The 23614-nt window shown below is 59.4% G+C and carries 13 protein-coding genes and 4 pseudogenes; 11 read left to right on the forward strand and 6 right to left on the reverse strand.

Going from position 1 to position 23614, the window contains the following annotated elements; translation table 11 throughout:
• The first annotated feature begins 1 nt into the window (after position 1).
• Positions 2-391, forward strand: a complete 390-nt coding sequence (locus IVA96_RS04415; protein WP_247415523.1) for a hypothetical protein — start codon at positions 2-4, stop codon at positions 389-391.
• A 138-nt stretch (positions 392-529) separates the two neighbouring features.
• On the opposite strand, the gene IVA96_RS04420 is transcribed toward IVA96_RS04415, so the two are convergent.
• Together IVA96_RS04420 and IVA96_RS04425 are read right to left on the reverse strand one after the other, a co-directional pair.
• Positions 530-1297 carry a serine protease gene (locus tag IVA96_RS04420; RefSeq protein ID WP_247415525.1) on the reverse strand — a complete coding sequence of 256 codons (768 nt, stop codon included), beginning with the start codon at positions 1295-1297 and terminating at the stop codon, positions 530-532.
• Positions 1298-1689: 392 nt separating this feature from the next.
• Positions 1690-2472 carry an enoyl-CoA hydratase-related protein gene (locus tag IVA96_RS04425; RefSeq protein ID WP_247415526.1) on the reverse strand — a complete coding sequence of 261 codons (783 nt, stop codon included), beginning with the start codon at positions 2470-2472 and terminating at the stop codon, positions 1690-1692.
• A 677-nt stretch (positions 2473-3149) separates the two neighbouring features.
• Between IVA96_RS04425 and IVA96_RS04430 the strand changes: the two genes are divergently transcribed.
• Together IVA96_RS04430 and IVA96_RS04435 are read left to right on the forward strand one after the other, a co-directional pair.
• A complete protein-coding gene (locus IVA96_RS04430) occupies positions 3150-4475 on the forward strand; it encodes an MFS transporter (RefSeq protein ID WP_247415528.1) in 1326 nt (441 codons plus the stop codon).
• Between the two features lie 209 nt (positions 4476-4684).
• Positions 4685-7321, forward strand: a complete 2637-nt coding sequence (locus IVA96_RS04435) for a CehA/McbA family metallohydrolase (protein WP_247415530.1) — start codon at positions 4685-4687, stop codon at positions 7319-7321.
• Positions 7322-7523: 202 nt separating this feature from the next.
• On the opposite strand, the gene IVA96_RS04440 is transcribed toward IVA96_RS04435, so the two are convergent.
• Positions 7524-8639: a LacI family DNA-binding transcriptional regulator gene (locus IVA96_RS04440; RefSeq protein WP_247415532.1), complete on the reverse strand. Its 1116-nt coding sequence runs from the start codon at positions 8637-8639 to the stop codon at positions 7524-7526.
• Positions 8640-8859: 220 nt separating this feature from the next.
• Between IVA96_RS04440 and IVA96_RS04445 the strand changes: the two genes are divergently transcribed.
• From IVA96_RS04445 to IVA96_RS04455, 3 genes and pseudogenes are all read left to right on the forward strand, one after another.
• Positions 8860-10068, forward strand: a complete 1209-nt coding sequence (locus IVA96_RS04445) for a CoA transferase (protein WP_247415534.1) — start codon at positions 8860-8862, stop codon at positions 10066-10068.
• Positions 10069-10324: 256 nt separating this feature from the next.
• The gene (locus IVA96_RS04450) at positions 10325-11479 is read left to right on the forward strand and encodes a glycoside hydrolase family 88 protein (RefSeq protein WP_247415535.1); all 1155 of its coding nucleotides are present in this window, start codon (positions 10325-10327) and stop codon (positions 11477-11479) included.
• 3 nt (positions 11480-11482) lie between these two features.
• Positions 11483-11666 (forward strand): annotated as a pseudogene (locus tag IVA96_RS04455) (dihydrodipicolinate synthase family protein); the annotation flags it as partial.
• Between the two features lie 968 nt (positions 11667-12634).
• On the opposite strand, the gene IVA96_RS04460 reads toward IVA96_RS04455, so the two are convergent.
• Positions 12635-13564: a DMT family transporter gene (locus tag IVA96_RS04460; RefSeq protein ID WP_247415537.1), complete on the reverse strand. Its 930-nt coding sequence runs from the start codon at positions 13562-13564 to the stop codon at positions 12635-12637.
• A 1155-nt stretch (positions 13565-14719) separates the two neighbouring features.
• Between IVA96_RS04460 and nodU the strand changes: the two genes are divergently transcribed.
• From nodU to IVA96_RS04475, 3 genes are all read left to right on the forward strand, one after another.
• Positions 14720-16375, forward strand: coding sequence for a nodulation protein NodU (gene nodU, locus IVA96_RS04465; protein ID WP_247415539.1), 1656 nt, complete (start codon positions 14720-14722; stop codon positions 16373-16375).
• Between the two features lie 1389 nt (positions 16376-17764).
• Positions 17765-18400, forward strand: coding sequence for a methyltransferase (locus IVA96_RS04470; protein ID WP_256465461.1), 636 nt, complete (start codon positions 17765-17767; stop codon positions 18398-18400).
• Positions 18401-18914: 514 nt separating this feature from the next.
• Positions 18915-19103, forward strand: coding sequence for a hypothetical protein (locus IVA96_RS04475; protein WP_247415543.1), 189 nt, complete (start codon positions 18915-18917; stop codon positions 19101-19103).
• 8 nt (positions 19104-19111) lie between these two features.
• Here the strand turns inward: IVA96_RS04475 and IVA96_RS04480 are convergent.
• Positions 19112-19622: pseudogene (locus IVA96_RS04480) on the reverse strand (acetyl-CoA C-acyltransferase); the annotation flags it as partial.
• Between the two features lie 96 nt (positions 19623-19718).
• Between IVA96_RS04480 and IVA96_RS04485 the strand changes: the two are divergent.
• Positions 19719-19867, forward strand: a pseudogene (locus tag IVA96_RS04485) (IS5/IS1182 family transposase); the annotation flags it as partial.
• 664 nt (positions 19868-20531) lie between these two features.
• Here the strand turns inward: IVA96_RS04485 and IVA96_RS04490 are convergent.
• A pseudogene (locus tag IVA96_RS04490) lies at positions 20532-20812 on the reverse strand (helix-turn-helix transcriptional regulator).
• A gap of 1435 nt (positions 20813-22247) precedes the next feature.
• On the opposite strand from IVA96_RS04490, the gene IVA96_RS04495 reads away from it, so the two are divergent.
• Positions 22248-23591 (forward strand): NtaA/DmoA family FMN-dependent monooxygenase, encoded by a 1344-nt coding sequence (locus IVA96_RS04495; RefSeq protein WP_247415545.1) that lies wholly within the window; start codon positions 22248-22250, stop codon positions 23589-23591.
• The last annotated feature ends 23 nt before the right edge of the window (positions 23592-23614 follow it).

Here is a 23614-nt window from a genome sequence, read left to right on the forward strand (position 1 = left end):
CGTGAAGAAAGAGCGGACACCCGAAGAAATTGCGCACGAAGAGCGCCGCACGACGGCAATGGGCCTCTACAACACCGCGTGCTCGTACCATCTCGCAGCACGAGAACTGGAGAAGCTCAATCTCCGTGGAACACACCCATCTATGCCGGTCCAACTTCTCTACTTCCATACGATTGAGCTGTTCCTGAAGTCGTTTCTTCGGCTCACGCATTCAGTCGCGCAGCTAAGCTCCCGTGACTTCGGCCACCGCCTGCCCGCGCTGGCCACGGCGGCAAAGGAGAACAAGCTTTTCATCACAAAGAAGGACATGGCCGTGATCGGAATGTGCGATCTCGATAGTGTTCGGTGCCCGATACATCAAAACCGGCTGCTACACTCGGCCTCATGCTGACGACTTGCTCGGGGTATGTAATCGGCTCCGCAAGCGCATCAGGGTAAAGCTACGAAAGAGCAAAGTCATGGTGCGAGACTAGTTTCCGTTTGGCGCTGTTGCAGTACCGCCGGCCCCTCCTGCAAGACAGTCTTAGGATTAGCTATCGTCGTGCTTGCGACCAGAAACGATCTCCGGGACCAAAGACGCCGGCCAAGCAATGCCTAGCTGAGCATCGAGCGGGTCGCTGGAGGACATTCTTCCGGAGTAGACCCCGACAAACCGAGTGGCGATGGGTGCGCCCATCTCGATTGCATTTTGTTCCAAAAGATGCGTCGACCAGCTTCTTCGAATGACTGGAGAGCCGGACATCCCCGGGCGCGAGGCCGTGTCTATAAACATGTGGAGCTGAATGGCAGGCGAGATTCCTGGTTCCGTCGCGAAGCTTCCGCGCTTCCAAACGGGCAATCCAGCTCCAGCAAGGCCGTACGGATACCCCAGCACGTAAACATCCATGCCAACGCTTAATTGAAGGTTGGAGCTTTGCATCTCGTTGATTGGGTACATTTCCACGTCAGCGAAAGCCGTTAGCGCAAGTGCAACTACGTCGACATTCCTTCCGTGCTCGGGGTGCACAAACCAAGCCGGCTCCCCCGTGTCTGCACGCAGCGGTATGAACTTTGCGGTCTTGTTCCCCATCTCGCCTTTAGTGTTGAACCAAATCCTCAACCTGTTGGGCTCTGCAGCAGTAGGCGATAGGTGTTTGCCTGTGTTCGGGTTTCGTCCAGACACGTTGTGCCAGTTCGTGATCAAGAAAAAGCTGTCGCCGTCGATCCAAACGAAGCCGGTCCCTTGGCTAAGTAAGGTATCGTTGAAGTACATCTCTATCGGCAACGCGCCGAGTGAATATTGGTCGATTACGATCATGCTCTGCTCCGCGTCCCTATACCGGCTTCAAACCAGAATGTTTCTCTTAATAGTACAAGCCGCAACATTCACTCTGCGAGTTTCTCGCCGCGCTTGAACGGCTCCAAATCGTTTCGGAGAACCTAGCCTAGTCAATCCACACCTTTGGTCCACTTCGACTGAGAGGGGCTTTGACCTTTGCGCAGGAGGGTCCGGGCGCACCGGCCGAGATGGTCCCTGACAGGCGCCACTGCAAGTTCAATGTACATTGGTGCTCGAAGGGTGGGCACGACAGAATTCTAGATCGCAGCGTTGGCCTGGTCGATCCGAAGGAGTGCTTAATCGGGTGCATCGTGGGCCAGTACCGGCACATGTGGAGCGCCGGCAGCAGCGAAGGCTGGGGATCGCGACGGCTAACTTCCACGATAGTTTGGCGATCGCTTCTCGAAGAACGCGTTCATTCCTTCCTGCTGGTCAGCAGTGTTGAATGCGCATCGAATTGCCTGGCGCTCGAATTCGAGCCCGGCGTCCAGGGTGGTCTGAAAGGCGGCGAGAACGGCCACCTTGGCGAGCTCAGTCGAACGCGGCGGCTTTTGGGCGATCAGTTCGGCGATCTCGAGCGCTCGCGCCTGTGCCTGGCCGCTTTCGACGACTTCAGCGACAAGGCCGGCCTGCATCGCCGCACGGGCAGAAATGGATTGGCCAGTCAGTATCATCAGCATGGCCAGAGATTTGCCTGCCACGCGCGTCAGACGCTGGGTTGCGCCGTCGCCTGGCAAAATCCCGATGTTGATTTCAGGCTGTGCAAACCGCGCTCCTTCGCCTGCTATGGCGATGTCGGCGAGCAAGGCCAATTCGTGACCGCCACCGAAGCAAATTCCCTCAACCGCGGCGATAAGAGGCTTTGGAAAATTGGCGATGTCCCGCCACGCAGAACGTCGCGCGGGATTGTCGATTGCCTCAAACCCGCGCTGCTGCATCTCCTTAATATCGGCTCCGGCAGAAAAGAAGGCTTCGTGCCCGCAAAGGACGACGCAACGAACATCCTCATTGAGCGCAGCCTGCCGCAAGCTCACGCCAAGCTGTGCGATCAGGTCGTTGCTTAAGGCGTTTCGTTTCGACGTCCTGTTCAGCGTCACAATGCGCACATGGGCCCTGGGAGAGGTCGAGAGGATGAGATCGGGCTTGCCGGTCATTGAGGGTGTCTCCTGAAAGAAGTCAGAAAGGCAGCCTATAGACTGAAATCGTTTTCTACGCAAAACATGCTTTCTTTATAGTCAATCCGACTGACCAGGCTTCGAGCAGTTTCTGGCGGCTCAAGAAAGAAATTGCTGGTCAGACTGAGAGAAGGTTCAGCGGCAGCATTTTCCGCGCTTGACTCCGGAATCTAGAGCGCCTACGATTATGAAATCGATTTCAGAACTGCGATGTTTCTTAGCGAGATGACGGCGTAGTAGCGCGGCGCCGTCCAACAAGAACAACAGCTTCTTCACGAGTGCGCTTTGGCAACAGGAGGGATGGAAACCATGGGAATGGGGCACGGGCTCGCGCGCGTTTTGTACGCAGCGCGTTCGGTGGCGTCTGCTCTTGGGCGGCTGCACAGATCGGAATCGCCGCTCGCGATCTCTTTGACTAAGGTCATGCAAGAGCCGGTCGTGCGGCCGCACGACTTGCGAAATCGCGAACCAAGACGGCCTTATCGGCGGCATGCCGCGTACCCCTTGGCGCCTGCGCCTTCACCGCTACGAGCCGGCCCGCTCAAGTCGCGTTTATCTTAGATAGCGCCGCACTCCGCGCAGTAGAGCCAGCGAGCGGCTGCTCGTCCTTGCTTGACCGCGGCATCATTAACGCCATTGACTGAGCTCGAGGACACATGAACATTATTGCTCAACCCAGTGCCATATCTGTTCAGCTTGATAATCAGATTGCGAACAGACGGATGACCGTCGGCCTCGGAGGGGGCGTAGCGCTGGAGTGGTACGACTGGAACGTCTACGGCGTGATGGCGGCGTTTCTCTCGCCGCACTTCTTTCCTTCCGATGATCCCACGACCTCGCTGCTTGCGGGGCTAGCCGTGTACGGGGCGGGCTTCTGCGCGCGGCCACTGGGAGCGGCCTTGCTCGGCCCAGTCGCAGATCGCATTAGCCACAAGCGAGTAATGATGATCTCGGTGACGGCGATGGCGGTTTGCTCGCTGCTGATCTCTCTATTGCCGACGTACCGGGACATCGGCGTCACGGCGGCTGTGGCGCTGCTTATCATGCGCCTTATTCAGGGGCTTGCTACCGGAGCCGAGGCGGGTGTCGCCAATGCAATCGCAATTGAACTGGCGCCGCCCGGAAAGGAGGGGCGTTATCTGGGGCTGATCGGTGGCACTTTCATCCAGCTAGGCAACCTTGGATCCAGCCTTGTTGCGTTTCTGGTGAGCGCATCGGTTGCCCCCGAAGCGATGCGCGAGTGGGCCTGGCGCGTACCCTTTGCGGTCGGCGGGGTGCTGGGCCTACTGATCATTTATCTGCGCACGTCGGTACCAGAGACCTTGATCCATCGGGTTATGCATCGCCAAGATGAGTCGTCGCGAATTCAGGAAACCACCGGCGGTGTGTGGAAGACGCTCTGGAGCGTGCGGCTATCCCTGCTTGCGGTCATCCTGGTGATCGGATCGGTGCAGATCGCCAACTATGCCTGGAACACCGGTCTGCCCAATATGGCGAACACGGTGTTCAAGGAGAATAGCACCTCTGTATACGGAATTATGACGCTGATGGTCTTGATCTGGATGTTGGCCGCGCCGCTTGTTGGCGCCTTCGCTGACAAGGTGCGGCCCTCGCGTGCGTTCACGCTGCTGCGCCTACTTCTCATCCCATGCTTTTTCCTGACGCTGCTTTATTCGGAGAAGGGCATCTCCACGTTCTTCCTTGTCACGGTGTTCGGCGGAGCCATCGTGGGGTTCAACATGGCGCTCTATAACTTCATCGCTACCACCCTGATGCCGCGTGCCGTGCGCACCACGGGCGTAGCGCTCGGTTACGCGCTCGGCGTCTCATTGTTTGGCGGGACCTCACCGTATCTTCTTGTGTGGTTGCAACGCGAGCACATGGCCTGGATGTTTCCTGTCTACGGATCGTTGATAGCGCTCTTAAGCGTGGTGGTCTACCACTTCGCCAAAAGGCGTGGCCGCGTCTACATCGGTGACTGAACGCCTTCTGCCTGCCGCTTGCGCCACCTAGCAGAGGCAAAGCCTTCCTTATCAGACGCAAAGCATGCCGACCGGCGAGTATCTCTTGATGCTGGGCAAGAGCATGGGATTGGGACGAGCGCCTTCGCCAGCAGCGGGACACGTGAGCAGTCCTCATCGCATCCAGGGCCGCTTATGGGCGACGACGTCCATGAACTGGAGTCCATCGAATGAAAACGCCATCGTCACCGCACTTCGCGCCCGTCGACTTGCAGCGATATTTCAACGCCGGTCGCCTGGAACTCGATGAGGGGTTCGGCAGCCGCCCAGGCGACACCGGCTGGATCGATTCGCTTCGAGGACCGCAGACGTATCGAGGCATCCCGTTTCTATTCGGCGCCAACGCCGGAGCGGATGTGCTGGCCTTGCGTCCCGGGGGGCTTCCTGCGGTGATCGCGCTGCCGCCCACATTGGCCAGCTACGTGCTCTTTGTGCAAGTGGTCGCGGACCGCCCACCCGTAAGCCCTCAAGGCTTCGGGGAGATTGGGCCGGCAACGCTGCCTGTGGAAGGCAATTCGCTCGGCGATCGGGTGTCGACATACGTGCTTCGATACGTCGACAGCACCGAGGTCGACGTGCCGGTGCTACGGCGGTTCGCGGTCCAGCAGAACCATATCTCCTGGAGCGCCAGCCCGTTCGCGGCGCTGCCATTACGGGGGCCCATCGTGCACGCAAGCACCGGCGAAAACTGCGCACTCGGCAGAAGGGCGGGCGCGAGCTTCTTCCATGGCGAGACACGCACCGAATCGGGGCGCATGGATCGACAAGGGGAGAACTTGTGGCTTTATGCGCTCCAAAATGCATATCCGGAGAAGGAGCTCACCGCGCTAAGCCTGCGAGCGGAGCAAGAACTTTCTCTTGTCTTTGCGGTGACCACGACAAGGCTCACCCAGCATCCCCTGCGCCTCCAGCCTCGTCGCAAGCTGAAGATGCGGCTACCGCCCGGAGTGCATCTGAATAAACTTGGCGAGCTCGACGTCGATCATCGGGGCGAACAGATCGGCATGGATCTCGGCACGGTGATCTCCGCCCGCGCGGTGCTTGACTACGCGAGATCGGACTGGCTCGGTGACAAGCACGACGTGCAGCCGGTGCGTTCCGAGGACGAGGTCATCGTCGAGTACTCCGCCCATCCCGACGCAAGGCTGTACCTACGCTCCGACGACGGCCGCTTGCACCTTGCCGATCTTCGGTCGCTGGAAGCTGCCGGGAACGCAGGAGACACCTCGCTGGAGGCGGTGCCCATCGCGCCGGCAACAAGGCCCGTCAAAATCCGCATCGTAGAGAAGGGCAACGGCGTGCGTGTCGCCGCGCGCCTGCATGTGCATGGCGCGGATGGGGAGTATCTGCCGCCCAAGGGGCACCACCGCAAGGTCAATGCCGGAAGATTCGAAGACTTCGCCGGGGAGTTTACGAACGGGCTGAACCAGTACGCCTATGTGGATGGCAGCTGCGAGGCGGACTTGCCGATCGGGCCCGTGTTTGTGGAGATCAGCAGGGGCTTCGAGGTGCGGCCCCTGCGCCGTATCGTCCAAGTCACCGCGACCACGGAGGAACTCACCTTCGAGCTGGACAGGGTGCTGCGCTGGCGCGAACAGGGGTGGGTCAGCTCCGATACTCACGTCCATTTCCTGAGCCCGCACACAGCCCTGCTGGAGGGCAAGGCGGAGGGGGTCAACGTCGTCAACCTGCTCGCGGCACAATGGGGCGAGCTATTCACCAACGTGGCCGATTTCGACGGGCGCACGACGCTCGGGGCAAAGCACTTCGGCGGGGACGGAGAGTTCCTCGTTCGCGTCGGCACAGAGAACCGTATGCAAGTCCTAGGACACATATCGCTTCTCGGCTACGAAGGCGAGATTATCAACCCCCTGTCTTGCGGCGGACCCAACGAGGCTGCGATCGGCGATCCTCTGGAAGCGAGCATGGCCGATTGGGCGGAGCGCTGCCGCCAGCAAGGGGGCCTTGTCGTGATGCCGCATGCTCCCAACCCGCAAGCCGAGCGGGCGGCGGACATCGTGCTCGGCCTGGTCGATGCCATTGAAATGATGTCGTTCAACCCGCGGACTGCGCAGATCAGCGCATTTGGTCTGGCTGACTGGTACCGTTACCTCAACATTGGTTACCATCTGCCACTGGTCGCCGGCTCCGACAAGATGGACGCTGCCGCGCTCCTCGGAGGCTCGCGGACTTATGTGCAGCTAGGTGGGCGCGATTTCACGTATCGCAACTGGATGGACGCCGTACGCAGCGGAGACACGTTCATCACAGTCGGGCCGCTCGTTGAGGTGACAGTGGAAGGACGTCGCCCCGGGAGCGCGATCGCGCTTCCCCCTTCGGGTGGCACCATCACAATCGACTGGCGGATCGAATCGGTCAGCGTCGCGCCAACACGGGTGGAGGTGATCCGCAATGGCGTCGCCATCGATGAAGTTCGATGTAGCGAGTTGTCGTGCAACGGCCAGCTCGCGTTGCGCATCACCGAGTCCTGTTGGATCTCGATACGCGTTCGAGGCAGTGTGGCGGGGCGCGAGGCCGACATCGCGGCCCACACCAGTGCGGTGTATGTCAAAGTCGGCGACAAACCGGTCTTTGCCACTGCGGACGCGGTGTCGATTCTTGCACAAATCGAGGGATCGATCGCCTATATGGATACGCTCGCTCCCAGGACTGACGAAGCGCGGCACTCGCGGCTGCGAGCTGCCTTGGAGCTTGCGCATCATCGTCTGCATCATAAGCTGCACGAACTTGGCGCCATTCACCACCATGCGCCTGTCCACTCCGTTCACACCGAGCGCGAGCACTGAGAAGGGGAAAACGTCGTGTGAGCTGCTCTCCCTTCTCTCGCTCCAGCGCTTCGCGGGCAGCACGGCCGCGGCATGTTCAGCCACGTCCACTTTGTGCCGCCACCAGTCATATGTTCGCGCAGCGTGGCAGCCGCCAGAGCCTTGGAGGAATGCAGAAGGCAGGAGAAATCGATTTCAGTGACAGCGCGTCGGCGCGGCAGCTTCAGCCCGGGCTGCGCCTGCGACGCGGTGGGCGTTCGCTAGATCTCGGCGGCCCGGTCGATGACCGCATGACCAGTCGATAGGGCAACAGGACACTCCTGGGAAGTGGGCTTCCAGCGATCGCATTGATCAGATAATCGGCGGCTCCTCGGCCAATTTCAGCTGCCGGAACACTGACTGTTGTGAGCGGCGGGTCCATCTGCGCCGCCAGCTCCACATCGTCAAATCCTGTGATGGAAAGCGTAGCCGGCACCGCGACCCCAATTTTGCGAGCCTCTGCCATTGCACCGATGGCAAGGGTGTCGGTGGTGCAGATCACCGCCGTCGTGTCGGGGTGGTCGGTGAGGAGCTGACGAAGAGCGCTGCGACCCTGGGCAAGCGAATAGTCGGCCTTAATGATCTGGGTGGGCCTGAGCGGGAGGCCGGCGTCCGAAAGCGCGCGCTGAATGCCCTCGAGCCTCGCGCGGGACCGGTCGTTGGACGCAGCAACAACATTGGCGATCGCGCCGAAACGGACGTGTCCAAGCCGCAACAGATACTCGGTCATCTCGCGCGTGGCGCTTTCGTTATCGATTCCGATCGCGGGAATGCCGCCAGCTGCCTTCGAAACATAGGTCGTGATCACAGGCACACCGGCTTGTTCAATCAGAGCCCTCAGTTCACGTCCATGGGAGCCTCCGACCAGTACAATTCCATCGATGCCGCGCTCGATGAGGCTCTGCAGTTCCTGAAGTTCGCGGCGCTGATCATATTGGGAATTCGCGATGAAGAGCGTATAGCCGCTTTCGCTGAGGCGGTTCTGCAGCGCCTCAACTCCTTCGGCAAAGATGCCGAGCGCCAGCGTTGGAACGATGACTCCGATGGTGCGCATGCGTCCCGACTTCAAGGCTCTCGCCGCGCTGTCTCGCGTGTAGGACAGGTCTGTGATGTGCCGCATCACCTTGTCCCGGAGTTCCGGTCTCACGATTTCGGGATGATTGAGGACGCGCGACACGGTCGCAGGGGACACATTGGCCTTTCGCGCGACATCTTCGATCTTCACGCGCGGTTGCTGGCGTCCTTTGGGCTCGATTGTTGGTTTTTTATCCATCCGGTCTGGTCGCTCAGTCAATGGCATGAGTCCGATCCACGTTAGAACATTGGACAGCCAGCGTTCTCAAGCTCTGTATACGCCCGATCCGTCTTATCCAGTGGAACTCTGGTACATGGGCAGGCGCTGAATTGGCAGGCCGGCCATTTTGCTTGACTCTGCAGATCATGATGCTTATTTCTGAAATCGATTTCAGAAGCCGGGCCAAATAGAACACCTCTGATCCAAGAAAACTGAAAGCGAGACCATGGTCGATCTTTTGAAGGGCGTTCGCGTCCTGAGCTTCAATCACTTCCTGATGGGCCCCGTGGCTGCGCAGTTTCTCGCCGATCTCGGGGCGGACGTCATTGCCGTCGAGCCACCAGATGGCGCCTTTCAGAGGAAATGGGGCGGAGCAGACAAGCGGGTCGATGGGCAATCCATGCTGCTGCTCACCGGGAACCGCAATAAGCGAAGTCTCACGCTCGACCTGAAGAAACCTGAAGCCATTGAGATTGCCAGGAAGTTGATCGCGACCTCGGATGTCATGACTGAGAACTTCCGCCCCGGCGTTCTCGACAAGCTTGGCCTCGGCTACGAGGACGCCAAGAAGATCAATCCGCAAATTATCTATGCTGCGGCCTCAGGCTACGGTCCCGATGGGCCCTACGTCTACCGTCCCGGTCAGGATCTACTGGTGCAGGCAATATCGGGGCTGGCCACGATTACTGGAAGCCGCGAGCAGGGTCCAAGGGCCGTAGGTGTTTCAGCGGTCGACCACCATGGTGCTGCGTTGTTTGCGGCTGGCATTCTGGCGGCGCTTGTGAGGAAAACGCGCACCGGACAGGGGTGCCGGGTTGATGTCAGCCTGTTGTCTGCTGCACTCGATCTGCAGATGGAATCCTTTACTTGTTACCTCAACGGCGAGCGGCCTGACGATGTCCGTCAGCCGGGACCGATCTCCGGTTGGTACTACGGGGCGCCTTACGGCATTTATCCGACGCGTGACGGTCATATGGCGATTTCTCTTGGATCTCTCAGCACAGTGTCGGAGGCGCTCGATGTTCCGGCCGATCAGCGCGTTCCAGACAAGGAGGCGTATCGCCGACGCGACGAGGCATCGGCTGCGATCGCCGCAAATGTCGCAAAGCGCACGACGGCCGAATGCATCGCATTGTTCGAGGCCCACGGAATTTGGCACGCCGCGGTCAATGACTATACAGATGTCGTGACCGATCCGCAGGTCGTACACAACAAGAACTTCCAGGTCGTCCGCGGGGCGACGGGCGCGCCGATCACGCTCGTCAGCCATCCCGTGCGCTATGATGGCAGGCTGCCCGAAGTCCGACTGCCGCCTCAGAAACTTGGGGCTCAGACCGAGGAAATCCTCAAAGAGCTCGGCTACGACGACCACCAACTTGAAGACCTTTCCAGGAAGGGGGCGATCGGCGCCTTTACGTCCTCGCGCGCCGCTTGATGACGCTCCCAACGCGCATCACGGCAGGCATGCTAGAGCGCATGTACACACTGGTCATGCGCGTGACGATCGGGCTGAGGCGGATAGCCCTTGAGCGTTTGCTCGTGATCAGGAGCCATAGCTGGAGAAACGCAGCTGCGTGCTCCTGACCCGCTTAAGCCATCGGCTCGCCCGAAGCGAAATCGGTCGGACATTGGACGGTTAGCACCGGGAACGATGCCCTGGGATTTCGGCAAGTGGCAAAGGAGTGTCGGATATGAGCAAGTCGCGCTGGGCACACGCAATAGACCTGATGCAAGCACGAGTCGATCAGACGCTTGCCGCGATGAAAATAGAGTTTCCGCATTGGGCAGACAGCTCGACCGGCAAATGGACGACGACGCCGGACGGCGATTGGACCGGTGGCGCATGGCCGGGTATGTTGTGGCTGCTCGCGCGGCGATCTGGCGAGGCGAAATACCTCGATGCAGCTCGGTTCTGGAGCAGCCGCTTGAAGCCGCGCGCGCAGCTGCAAACCGCGTTCAAGGGCTTTGGGTTCTACTATGGGGTCGCTCTTGGCGACGTCCTGTGTCAAGACAAGGACGCAGCTCTCCTGGCACTGGATGCCGCAACCTCGCTCAAGACGCAATTCGATTGCCGGCTTGGCCTCATTCCGCTAGGCCGCGATGCGGAGGAATCGGAAGATGTTGGCAATTCGTTCAGCAGCATCGACTCTCTGCAGGCGGTCTCGCTCCTGTATTGGGCCGCCGCAAGGACAGGCGATTCCTCATACGCTGGCATTGCGGCGCGCCATACCACGCGCGTGCTCGACATTCATATGCGCTCCGATGGCTCAATCGTTCAGTCGAGTGAGCTAAATCCGTCCACCGGCAAGATAGTCCGCCATTTCACCCACAAGGGATTCAGCGACACGAGTGTCTGGGGCAGGGCGCAAGCTTGGGGGCTCGTCTATGCGGCGATCGCGCTTGCTCACCATCCTCATGAGACGCGCTGGATGGAGCAGTTGATGGCGGGAGCGGACTGGTGGCTTTCGCACGTGCCAGCGAGCATGGTCGCGTTCTGGGACTTTGATGATCCTGACATTCCCAACACGGAGACGGACACGGCGGCAACTGCAATCACGTGCTCGGCGCTGCTAAAGCTGGCGCGGCTCGCGCCGACGGCGGCACTGCGCGTCAGATATCGTGAGGCAGGCGAACGGACGGCAAGGGCCCTGATCGAGACCTATCTGACGCCAACAAAGCCGGACGATCCCCGCCCGCCCGGAATGTTGGTCGGCGCCTGTTTCAACAAGCGTCGCGATGCACGCGCTCAGGACTCGGCCAACAATGCAGAGACGATCTTCGGATCCTACTATCTGTTCGAATCATTGAACGTTCTTGACGGACTCATCGAGGCTGAGAAGATTTGATTAGAAGCAGCCCCTATTGCGATCATGGTCCAGGACGCACCGCTCAGCGGCGTGACGCTGACGGTGCCGATTCTTGTTCGTCTTGCACGAGAGGTGCCGCTCGTCAGCTATTTCAAAATAGAGGTACCGCTGCGCGGCGAAGCTGCGTGCGTTGATCGAGGAGGGTGGTGAGGCCCTCGCAGGCCCGCACTCCGGCAACACGAGGCGGTCGGGCCTGACAGGTCAAGGCACCGGGAGAGCGCAGACGTAGATGTGGCGCGACGATCAAGGACGCGATGACGGCGCTATGGGAAGCGTTGGATCGGGTATGCGGCAAGCGGCTCAACGTGATGATTCCGATCTTGCTGCCGGCCCTTGAGCAACATGGGCGATTGAAGCCTGGCCTGGCAGATCGTGATCGTGTTTTCGCGATCACCCCTGCAACCATCGACCGCTTGCTCGTCGACGTAGGGGTCGCGGCGAGCGGCGGTAGGCGGCGGCGCCGTGCCGGATTCTATTCGACCATCCGACGGAAAGTTCCGATCCGGCCGATCAGTGACTGCCCACAGCCGAATTATGCGAAAACGAAGGTGCGGCGAGAGCGGTTTAGCGATGGGGCTGGCCTCCATCACCAGCCCTCAGAGTGAATCACGATTTGCCGCAAGCGAATCACTTCCGATTCCGTCAGGTAGGAAAATGCTCTAAAGTAATCAAGCGCTATCATGCTCCGTTGACGCCCTATCAGCGCGCGCTGGCGCATGCCAAGTTGACGCGGCTGTAAAGCGGCGCCTACGTGGATCAGTATCGCTCGCTCCATCCGGTCGGGCTCAAGGCCGAGTCTCGCACAAACCACGAGGAACTTGGCAGTTGCGTCGGTCGTCGTGCCGGACAGGTGCGCGGCCTGCAACCCGCTTGCACGAGCTCCGCGCCGGCAACCGCAGCGACGTTCGCCAAGAAACCGTCCGCAGCACGGTGACGGCCGGCGAGGCGCGTGCCACGCACCGAGGCTGCCGTCGGCCTTATAAGACCAGGGTTCGCATGGCCGTCCAAGCTCGACCCGCACATTACTTAGGATTGAGGGCTGGCTCGAGGAGCCGCAATTGACTGCGCTCGCAATAACTCACGTTCGACCGCCCGTTCCGGAGTTGACAGCGCGCGCGTTGCCCAGCTCCTTCTTCAAGGCTTTCTCCCGACAGGAGAGTGGGGTGATCTTTCCGAGCCATGGGGTTGGGAGCGCAAGGCCAGGGGCATTCCCAGGGCCGAGACAAGAACCGCAACGGCCCCCAGCCACTGTGTTGCGGTCAGAGTTTCCCGAAGGAAGATAGATGCGAAAATGGATGTAAGCACGGGAACGAGCGGTAGCAACAGAGCGGCGGCTGTCGCGCTCATTCGCTGCAGCGCGATCCCGTAGAGGAGGAAGGGGATCGAAAAGAGCAGCAATCCGGATCCGGCCACCGGAACAATATCGCCGATGACCACAGAGAGCGTCGGCAATGGGCGAACGCAAATCCACGCAAATACGACCACTGCAAACGCGACGATCTGGCTCGTTGTTGTAAGGCGCAACGCATCCACGCTTTGCGACATCACACGGACCGCTATGCTGTAGAGTGAGGCGAATAGTACGCCGGCGAGTACGAGAGCGACCCCCAGTCCCGGCGTTGCGGAAGGAGCAGATTCAGAGGTCCATTGCAAAAAGCCGACCCCCGCAAAAGCCAACAAACAGAGAAAGACGATAGCACGGTTAGGGATCTCGCCAAGGATCAACCACGCAAGAAGTATGACCATCGGCAGTTCAACTGCGAACAGCATCGCCTCTACCGACGCCGGCAGCATCGATAGTCCGAAGATCGACAGACCAGACGCAAGCGCCGGCTGCAGGATGCCGGCAAGGCCAGCACGCCAATCGCTCAAGCGAGGCGGCGCACCTGAGAAGATCGATAGTACGATCAGGCTTGCGGCACTCACAGCCAACTGCGCTGTCAGAAGCGAGAGCGGTTCGATGCAGCAGAGCGCGGCCTTGGACAGAACGTTGCCGATGCTCCAGCTGACCGTTGCGAGTGTTCCGCAAAGAAGCGGTAGGAAAAGAGGTGGGCTCTCACTCAAGCTTATGACTCCCTTCGTCGCGGCGGTCGGAGTGGGTTCACGGCAATGCACGTTTGAATTCTCGGTTCATGATCTGCCGCCGCCGGATCGCATATCGAATCCTGGGCTCTAGTTGTCCTACCCAAGGGCGAAGCCACGAGTATCGCATGCGTTATTTCTATTAGCCTCGAAGCTTCGTTGTACCGCACCACTGGCGAATGGCATGGTCGGAGGTAATTGGCGACGCCCTTACGATGATCGTACATGCGTTGTCGATCGCATGAAAACAAGTGAAAGAGCGATAAATCCATACCACGATTTACGTCATCTCCACCCCGGGGCAGGCTGCTGCGACCTATGGGGTTGAAGACGGATTGGATCGAGCTGCCGTTCCGCCTTCGAAGGACCTGGATCCGGAGGTGCGTAAGGCGCTCCGGGAGTTTCTAGTCGCATCGCTCGACCGGTACGGCGATTCCCCTCACGTGGTTGATTTCGCAATCCGAGGACGCGCGCCAATGATGATTGGGGAGGACATTATGCCACAATGCAGGGGCCGGCGCTGAGGGCAGGCCTTGCCAAGGCCGTTCAAGGCCTCGGGGCCGCACGCTTCCGCATTTTTCGGAAGCTCGAAAACTGAATCGGTAATCGTGCTTCTGTCCGAAACCACACGTGCCGAATGTAAGTAAATTGCCAGGGTGTCTGCACACGAGACATTCGGCCGAGAAATTGCGACCAGATTCCTCTGGTTTGCACTGGCCCAAATCATGCTGTGGCTACGGGCGAGAACGCAGAATGGGAGGCGCCTTAGTTGCAACCAGCCATCGAGATGACGTCGTGCCACTGAGAATGAAGGCAAAATATAAGTCGTGATCCGAAATCCGATCTCGATCGGGGACGGGGCGACCTGATGGTCTTGGAAGTCTCGTCTTAGGTCATGACCTGGCTGAAATGCGCATCCGCAACCTAGATGCGCACGCTCACGCCAGGCGGGCATCTGGTACTCGGATCTGCGTGTGATACCGCTCGAACGCTTGGCGTCATGCCGCTGATGCAGAGATGGTCCGGGAAGCGCTGACCAAGCGTTGATCGTTCGAGTGCGTCTGTTTGCTCGCTGCTTTCAGCAGCGAAGACGGTCTTCAAATAAATCGAATTGTCTGGGGCTAACATGGAGGCACTATGCGCATCTGCGGTATCAAGCTGACGCATGACGGATCAATCGCTCTTATCGAGGACGGACGACTTGCTTTTTGTGTCGAGCAGGAGAAGCGGGACAACAATCCGCGGTATCAAAGCATTGACAATCTCGATGCAGTTGTCGTCGCCTTAGCGGAGCAGGGGCTGGATGCGTCGGATGTTGATCAGTTCGTCCTCGACGGCTGGTGGGGAGAGGGGGAGTCGGAATTCCAGGTCCTCAGTGGGGCTACGCCAATTACTCTCAAAGGTGCGCCGTATATCGAAAGTCATGCCGACGGCCTGCTAACGTCGCGCGACGGCACGGGCCTGCTACTGGGCGGCAAATCCTTTCCTTACAGGAGCTATCCGCACGTCACGGGCCATGTGGCCGCCGCATACTGCACGAGTCCCTTTGCGAAAGCAGGACAACCCGCGTTCTGTCTGGTGTGGGACGGCGGCACCTTTCCACGTCTTTATTATGTAGAACTCCGCGGCGCCCAGTTCATCGAATGCCTGTTCCCAATGATTGGGCACGCCTATGCGGCCGCAGGTTATCACTTCGGACCGTATAAGCAGGCGACGCGCACCAATTGGGACCTCGGTGTGGCCGGCAAGTTGATGGCCTATATCGCACTAGGCTCTGTTGATGAAAACATCGTCACGGTCTTTCAGGAGCTTTACGAGGAGCACTTTGGGACCAATGCAGAGCTCGCCCGTCCTGACAGTCCGGAGTCTGCGCTTGAAGCTGTGCATGATTACGTCGATGCCAGCGCGCAGCGGTTGAAGTCCAAGGCTCCCGAAGATGTGCTTGCATCGTTTCATTGTTTCCATGAGCGTCTGCTCGTTCGCGAAATGGCGCGTGCTTTGCAGCGCCACTCACGTTTTCCGTCGCGCAACTTGTGTATAACAGGCGGCTGCGCTCTCAACATAAAATGGAACAGCGCACTACGCGCCAGCGGCCTGTTCGATGCTGTCTGGGTGCCGCCCTTTCCGAATGACAGCGGGTCGGCAATCGGTGCCGCTTGCTCGGCAGTGGCGGCCGACAAAGGCTTCGTGCCGCTACAATGGTCAGTCTATAGCGGTCCAGCCCTGCAGCCGAGCGATGTGCCGACCGAATGGGACGCCGCGCCGTGTAGCATGAGTGAACTCGCGACCATTCTCGCCAGTAACAAGGCGGTGATTTTCTTTGCCGACCGCGCCGAGCTTGGGCCTCGGGCACTGGGTAGTAGAAGCATTCTCGCAGCCGCGACGACGGCGCGAATGAAGGATCATCTCAACGATATCAAACTACGCGAACACTTCCGGCCGGTCGCTCCGATATGCTTGGAGGATCGTGCCCGGGACATTTTCAGCCCTGGAACGCCGGACCCTTACATGCTCTTTGATCATCAGACACGAGCAGAATGGCGGGACAAAGTCCCCGCCGTTGTACATCTGGACGGAACTGCGCGATTGCAAACCATTCCCAGATCGTCCCAGCACAAAGTCGCCAAGCTTCTCGTCGAATATGAGAAACTTACGGGTATTCCACTGCTTTGCAACACGAGTGCGAACAACCATGGACGCGGTTTCTTCCCGAATGTCGCAACGGCCTGCCAGTGGGGAGGCGTTGAGCATGTATGGTGCCATGGCATGCTGTGGACGAAAACACAGAAGTGAGCGATTCCCGGTCCAACGGTACCTTTCCCGCTAAGAATGAGCGAGATATGACAGCGGGTCGCTGTCTGCCGGATGTCGCCTACGTTGCGCCGGGAGGGTGCTTCGGGCTGCGGTTGGTGCGGCAGGAGGACGATTTTATGTATGGTCCTCGGCACGGCTACCGCCTGATACAGGCATATCACGGTGCTCGGCGAGCCAGTGCCGGCATGCCGCAGAGCCTAACGATAGGCTTGCTGCGCTTAGTGTTCCTGGCACGGCCGTTGCTATTGAGAGGCAGCAACACCGACTGAGGCTGTGCATTCAGACGTCAGACAGACGCTCTCTAACGCCGTGTGTCCATTTGCGAGAGAATAGGCGTGGGAGCAGCCGCGGTATCGTTGGGACTTGCCAGTGGGCTCATCAGGATCGCCGGTTGCGATCGGCCAGCCATGATAAGGGCGGTAAGAAGGGTCGAAGGTCCGGGAAAAGCATCTTCCCGCTCAAGAGCGGTCTGGGGTCGCCAGAGCGGCAGCAGCGGCCTGGGAAAAGGGCTGATCCCTCAATTTCAAACTGAGACACGGCATTATCGCTCAACACCGTCCAGCGTCCCTGGTGACGGGCGCCGCGAAATGGCGCTGGCGCGACACGGGCTAGTCATCGCACAAGGATGCCGAGATTGGCGGCGACTACCGCATCAGCACGGGACATTTTGCCACAACGTAGCAGTCGGCGCTGAGGACAGGCATAAAGCGAGAATCGGGTCAATGCCCAGAGCCGCAGGCGCTGGGCAGCTTTCGGTACCCGAAAACTGATCAGGTGAGCGCAGTTCGTGCTTCTGTCGGAAACCAAACGTGACAAATGTCAGTAGATCGCCAGCGTGTCTGCAAACGCGACGTTCGGCCGAAAAGTCGCAAGCGATTCCTCTAGCTCGCACTGGCGCATGGTGCGGCAAGAGGACGATTTCATGTATGGTCCTCGGCACGGCTACCGCCTGATACAGGCTTATCACGGTGCTCGGCGAGCGAATGCCAGGATGCCGCAGAGCCTAATCATAGGCGCTTGCTGCGCTTAGCGTTCCTGGCACGGCCGTTGCTATTGAGGGGCAGCAACACCGAGTGAAGCTGTGCATTCAGACGCGTAGACAGATGTTCTCTAAAGCCGTGTGCCCATTTCCCGAGAGAGCAGGCGCGGGAACAGCCGCGCTATCGTTGGCAGTCGGTTGATGGAGAGCGATATGAGGCCGGCTATCCGGCTTCCCAGCTCACCGCTTGCCGGCCGCTGAAGCAGTTCGTCCAGACCGGCCTGCTGGCCGCCGGCGTCTCGCGATGTTGTTTTCACCACAAGATGGAGAGTTAGATGAATGCCCCGCTAGGCGTATCTGTAAGGCGCCAAACGACTGACGTAGATGCAATGCTAGCCGAACTGCGATTATGCGAGCGCCCACATGACGTGGAAGTAAGCGGCCTGCCCCTGCACGTCCTGCCTGGTGTTTTGTCTCCACGCCTAAGTCACGGTCCCGACGCATTGATGTCGAAGTGGCACATCGAACCTGGCGCGACAGTACTCGATCTGGGATGCGGATCAGGCGTACTAGGGCTTGCAGCGCTCCGTGCCGGCGCAGGCTGTCTAGTGGCACTCGACATAAATCCGCAAGCCGTCCTCACGACGAAGATAAACATCGAGAGGTTAGGTTACTCGGACAAAGCCGAGGCGCGCTATAGCGACACCTATTCTGGGCTGCATTCCGGAGAAAAATTTGACATCATTCTCTTTGCCGCCCCCTATTGGAATCGTAAAGCGAAAGACGACCTGGAGCGCTCTTGCTTCGATGAAGATCACAATGTCATGGCCTCGGCTCTCAAAGGTGCGCGGCGCCGCCTAAATGACAAGGGCGTGATGTATGTGCTCTTCTCTGATCAGGGAGATGTCGGGCGCGTCCTGAATTTGATTAATAGGAGTAAGCTGCGCGTCAGGAATATGCATATTTTCCGCCCCTCGATTCCAGAGGGGCACGTCCGGATTATTTGGGAACTCACGGTGCGATGAAAGCTCGTGTATCTCGGGTACCGTTCGGGCCGAGCATGGGCCCAAAAAGAAGGTCCAGGCGCTGCACGGTTCGCTTCGCAAAAGTCATAGAGTTCGCGGTACTTTCCGGCCGACGAGGCGCGCTCGACATTTATGTCGCGGTGACTGACCGCGATGATCACCGAAACCCGTGAAAAGCCCATTCTGGCGCACCTTCACGTAGGTAGCTATAATCCACGGTTAGCCTCGCGCTTCGAGTAGTCGCTCGAGACTTCACCTTGTCGTCGAACTCATCGCGCGGCCGTCCGGCAACGATGCGCCTCCGTTAACCGAAACGGTGTTTTTGCCTTGCGCAGTTGCGGAATGTTGCCCGGATAATCGTATTTGAGTAGCGCCTCAGTGGCGCAACGGCTGGGGATATGTTCCCGGCGAGTGTTGCGTAGCGAGACCTGACCTCTCGGTCGGGTCTCGTTTCCTAGCTCTGCGCGTTTCAACTCGGCCTCTTGTCGGCTCGTTGAGCCTTGCACTCATCCCAATGCAACAGAAGCGAATCGCGATTTTTGTCGCGCTCGAGGAGGAGCGGCAGGTTCTCGAGCGCAGCGCCTTGATCCAGGAACGCGTCGACAGTGACGTGCCATTCAGTCGCCGGCGTGATGCCGTTCTGCTGGACAAGCCAGACCGCTGGGGACTCGCCGTCTGGGACCGCGATCCGAAGGGGGCCTAGGTCGACCACGCATACCCGTCGACATCCTCGCGGGAGAAGCCGTATTTGGTGGCGATCGGATCATCCGAGACGCCCTGCCACATGATACAAGGTGGCAGCGCGATGGAAGCATCCATCGCCAAGGCACCGCCGGATGCGCCCATGCCGACCCGGCTCATGGATTCAGCGCCACCGCCGATCACGAGCTCGTGCTGCCTGTTCATGATTTGGGCCGCAGCGAAATTCATCGCAGCAAGTGCGAAGGCGTAGAAGCGGTTGATCTGCACGCCGGGTACCGTCTCGCCGAGAGGGGCCTTCAGGGCAGCGAACCGCGCAACGTCCGGACCGGCCTCGCCGATCGGGTCGACTACGTCGAGCATAACGTCGTCGACCGCACCTTCGCTCAGATTGTTGAGCTCTTTTTTGCGCCTCGAGGGGCACCGTGGCGAGCCGCAACGCCGCAACCTCATGCAGGGCACCATCCGGCTTGTCGCGGCCGCGCGGGGTGTGAACGTGATCCTAGATATATGCGTCAGCCAAGACACCGCCCGACGTGAGAAAGCGCTATATGGCCCGTCAACCACTCGGACCGGGTCGATGGGAAGATCGCCCCGCTCTACAGCGAGAACGGCCGGCCGGGAGCTGAGACGCCGTTCCGCCATCGAACCAATCATCGGACACATGAAGGCCGAAGGCCATCTCGACGCTGCTACCTTAGCTGCCGTGCCGGGGACGCTGCCAGCGTCGTCCTCTCAGCCATCGGCCACAATTTCCGCCGCATCCTCGTTGGCTTAGAGAACTCTTTGCGCCTGTTCCTGCGGCTGCTTTCCGCCCCCCTCGCCAGCCCAGCTCAATCCGGCTTCTTAACGGACGACCCATCGTTGATATCTGCAGCGATGCCCAATCATGTGCCTTATGCTGCCGCCGGTTTCCTGGCATCGCAAAGCCGGCTTAGAACCGTACCTTTTCGTAGTCGGGCTCCTGGCGGGCCTCGCCCCGGTAGGCAACAGACAATCGTGGCGGCTTTCAGACCTCCCAGCAGCAGCAATCGTCATCGATTAGGGTCGTGTCAGTCCGCCCTATCATTCCTGGTCTTGAGTGCCTTCTGAAGCGCAGGGAAGTCCGATGGCGGCATGGTGGCGACATCCACATTGAGCCTGCTGACATCGACCTGACCATGTTTTCAAGCGCATTAAGAAAGCCATTCCGTTTCATCACGACGAACATGGCGCAAGCTTCTCCTGGCATTCGCCGGTGATATGCTCGCACCAGGCTTGCGGGCTGCCATTGTCGTAATCCAGCGACGCTGCGCACCAATCGAGATCTCTCGTCGCGGCTCCGATTGCAAAGTTATAAATACCAGCTGATCGCGGCCAGAAAGATCGTTGCGACTGCCGAACTCCGGCTCGCCAAATTCCAAGTTATCAGCGAGCTTATGCGACCTGAGCGCTATTTCTTCTTTTGACGTGGACGAGCAGGCTTGCGACCTTTGCGCAATGTCCTACGGGGCGTTGCTCCTTTGGGTGGCTGACAAAGAACTCAGATACATGGACACCAAGTGCTTTGGCAATTCGATCGAGAAGATCTATCGTTGGATTCGCATCTTGCCGCTCAACAGCCCCCATATGTGAACGGTCAATCTGCGCATCGTAGGCCAATTGCTCCTGCGGAATACCGAGATCCACGCGGATCCGCCGCACATTCCAGGCCACAAGCGCACGAGCTTCCATGCGCCAAAGCAGCCATTCGGCAGGCCATAAAACCACTGGCTATACCCGCTCTATTGCCGCAAGTTCGTTCGAACGATAGCGAACTCGCCGCGTGGGCTTACATGAGGAAGTCGGCGTTAGATCCAGATGTCGGGCACGCGGCGCCCAATGAGTTGGTGCTGACGCCCTATGCTCGGTGGCATACTGATATTCCCAGATGCTGAAGACCGTGGGCGCTGACTTGGAAGAAGTTGCCGGCATCCTGTTACTTCTCGCCGGCCCTGCAACCGGTTTCCTCCTGCTGTAGCGACATCGTGCGATCCTGAAAAGCGCCTGGAAGGAAGAGGGGATTCCCGGCGATGATCATAGGCGTCGACCAGCACAGAGAGGCCGTGTCGCGCAATTGTGATCTTGACCTCTGGGCCTACCTGCGCGGCGCTGCGCTGGCTTTCATGGTTGGTGAGCGCGCCGGGGTATGAGGCTGTGGAATCACACGCTCTCTGGCCGGCGCGGAGAATGTCAGCACTTCTGGCGGGCAAGGACGCGGTCACCTCAAGCACCGCGGTGCGCGGGACCGAATAGAGATCCGGGGGACCTTGCAAACACCAGTGTCCGATGGGGGCTGCCAGTCTCACGCAATCCATCGCAAAATGAAGAGCAATCAATCGCATTATTCGATGATGCCGCCGGATCGATAGTTGTCGACGATTGCAAGAATTCGCCAGCGTCAAACTTCTGCTCCGCATCGCCAACTCCAATGCACGTCTCACCTGCGATGTTTGTGCATCGATCCTACGCTGATGGTTCGAGTAAGGCTGCGTAGAAACGAAGGTTCCATCGTTGCATCGGCGGAGTTCGCAATTTGGACGGTGCCACCAACGCGTATCAAATGAATCGAACAAGAGTTCGTCTTAGAAAACGGTACCACTGCACGTTAGTAGATTGAAATTCTCAACTATTGCGTTCACGCGCTATTCACAGCTACACGTTGTCTTGCCATGAGCTGTTCTCGTTGGCGGGCGGAGTAAGGGCAAACTGTTTCCATGAGGGAATTTGTGATTGCAGCTGGGACGGGGGCCCAATGGGCGCGAGGCGGGTTATCGTTGTCTGGTGCGGCATGTGCGTGTCGCAGACTGTTGCTGCGGCCCCTCGCGTTGAGATCCAAAAGAACTGCGCCGCTGCGCAACCGACTCAGCACCACGTTTGGACACACTTTGGCGTCACTTGATGCCCGTCAGCTGGGCCGAGTCACGGCCCATTGGCGAGCGCACTGCCCGGAGTCTCACCCCGAGATTGTTATCTTTGAAGCATCGTCGCGTGGCCGCCCTCCTTCCGGCGCACTCTGGCCAAGCCTCTTCGCGAGGGGTGGGGACAGTTGTCGAATAGCGCGATCAAGATCAACTTGTAATCGAAGGCGTTCCCACCAGCTTCGGAGGTCGCCGCATTTTGGAGTGTCATGTCTTCCGTTGTCCGCACCCTTCATCTTGGTCTCAACCTTCACGGCGCGGGCGGTCACTCCGCAGCTTGGCGTTGGCCGGGCACCAACCCCAGCGCTTTCTTCGACATCGAGCATTACGTTCGTGCTGCGAAGATTGCCGAGCGCGGCTTGTTGGATGCAGTGTTTCTGGCGGATACTCCCGCCATCTCCTATGACGTCACTCGCCAGCCGCCCCTCAACGGGCTTGAGCCTACGCTCGTCCTTTCCGTGCTCGCGCGCGAGACAACGCGAATCGGGTTGATCGCAACGGCCTCGACGACCTACAATGAGCCATACAATCTGGCACGACGGTTCCTGTCGCTCGATGTCATTAGTGGTGGCCGAGCCGCATGGAATGCGGTTACGACCTCCAGCCCCGCGACGGTCGCAAACTTTGGCGGTCGCCAGATCGGACGCGAAGAGCGCTACAAGCGCGCCGAGGAGTTCGTCGAAACCGTCCGTGCTCTTTGGCTGAGCTGGGGGGATGAGACCATTATCGCTGATCAGGCATCTGGAGTTTACGCCAATACCGATCATTTCCGGCTGCTTGATCCCAGCAAGAATGCGTTCGCAATCCGAGGCCCGCTCACCCATCCCGGCTCGCGCCAGGGCTATCCTATCATCGTCCAGGCTGGAGGCTCGGATCCTGGCGTGCGCCTTGCGGCGCGCAGCGCCGATGTCGTTTTTACCGCAGCTGGGGACTTGAAGACGGCAATCGGGGAGTCCGAGCGCCTGCGCGCGCTCTCGCGTCAATTTGGCCGCCGTGCAACTCCACTCATCCTCCCCGGCCTCGTCACCTTCATCGGCGGCACGGAAGAGGAGGCACAACGCCGAAAGAAGGAAATCGACGCGCTGCTTGATCTGACGCGTGCGATGGAGGCCCTCGCACGGAGCATGGACGTGCCGGTCGAAAAACTCAGCCTCGACCGGCCCATTCCCGAGGAGCTCTTGCCCGATCCTCACAATGTTGCGTTCTCGGTTGGTCATCACCGCACGTTCGAAGCATTGGCGAGGGAAGGCCGCACGGTTCGCGAGATCATTGGCAGCGTTCAAGCGTTCGGTCATCGCTTGCTCGTCGGTGCACCCGAGCAGATCGCCGATTCGATCGAATCATGGTTTCGCACAGGCGCGGTCGACGGCTTCAACATCATTCCAGACGTGCTGGAAGACGGCGCGACGGCGTTTGTCGATCTTGTCGTGCCGATCCTACAGAGCCGCGGTCTGTTTCGCACGGAATACCAGGGGGAGACACTGCGCGAGCACCTGGGAATCCCTCACCACGACGTTGCTGCCGAGACGTTGGCGAGGCCGTCGTCTCTGTGACGCAATGTTTGTCCACATACACC

Source organism: Bradyrhizobium sp. 159 (assembly GCF_023073795.1).
GTDB lineage: Bacteria > Pseudomonadota > Alphaproteobacteria > Rhizobiales > Xanthobacteraceae > Bradyrhizobium.

What these genes read in the sequence shown, in the direction of transcription:
- IVA96_RS04420 (WP_247415525.1), bottom strand. Translation starts at nt 1,297, where the DNA reads ATGATCGTAATCGACCAATATTCACTCGGCGCGTTGCCGATAGAGATG.
- IVA96_RS04425 (WP_247415526.1), bottom strand. Translation starts at nt 2,472, where the DNA reads ATGACCGGCAAGCCCGATCTCATCCTCTCGACCTCTCCCAGGGCCCAT.
- IVA96_RS04430 (WP_247415528.1), top strand. Translation starts at nt 3,150, where the DNA reads ATGAACATTATTGCTCAACCCAGTGCCATATCTGTTCAGCTTGATAAT.
- IVA96_RS04435 (WP_247415530.1), top strand. Translation starts at nt 4,685, where the DNA reads ATGAAAACGCCATCGTCACCGCACTTCGCGCCCGTCGACTTGCAGCGA.
- IVA96_RS04440 (WP_247415532.1), bottom strand. Translation starts at nt 8,639, where the DNA reads ATGCCATTGACTGAGCGACCAGACCGGATGGATAAAAAACCAACAATC.
- IVA96_RS04445 (WP_247415534.1), top strand. Translation starts at nt 8,860, where the DNA reads ATGGTCGATCTTTTGAAGGGCGTTCGCGTCCTGAGCTTCAATCACTTC.
- IVA96_RS04450 (WP_247415535.1), top strand. Translation starts at nt 10,325, where the DNA reads ATGAGCAAGTCGCGCTGGGCACACGCAATAGACCTGATGCAAGCACGA.
- nodU (WP_247415539.1), top strand. Translation starts at nt 14,720, where the DNA reads ATGCGCATCTGCGGTATCAAGCTGACGCATGACGGATCAATCGCTCTT.
- IVA96_RS04470 (WP_256465461.1), top strand. Translation starts at nt 17,765, where the DNA reads ATGCTAGCCGAACTGCGATTATGCGAGCGCCCACATGACGTGGAAGTA.
- IVA96_RS04475 (WP_247415543.1), top strand. Translation starts at nt 18,915, where the DNA reads ATGCAACAGAAGCGAATCGCGATTTTTGTCGCGCTCGAGGAGGAGCGG.
- IVA96_RS04495 (WP_247415545.1), top strand. Translation starts at nt 22,248, where the DNA reads ATGTCTTCCGTTGTCCGCACCCTTCATCTTGGTCTCAACCTTCACGGC.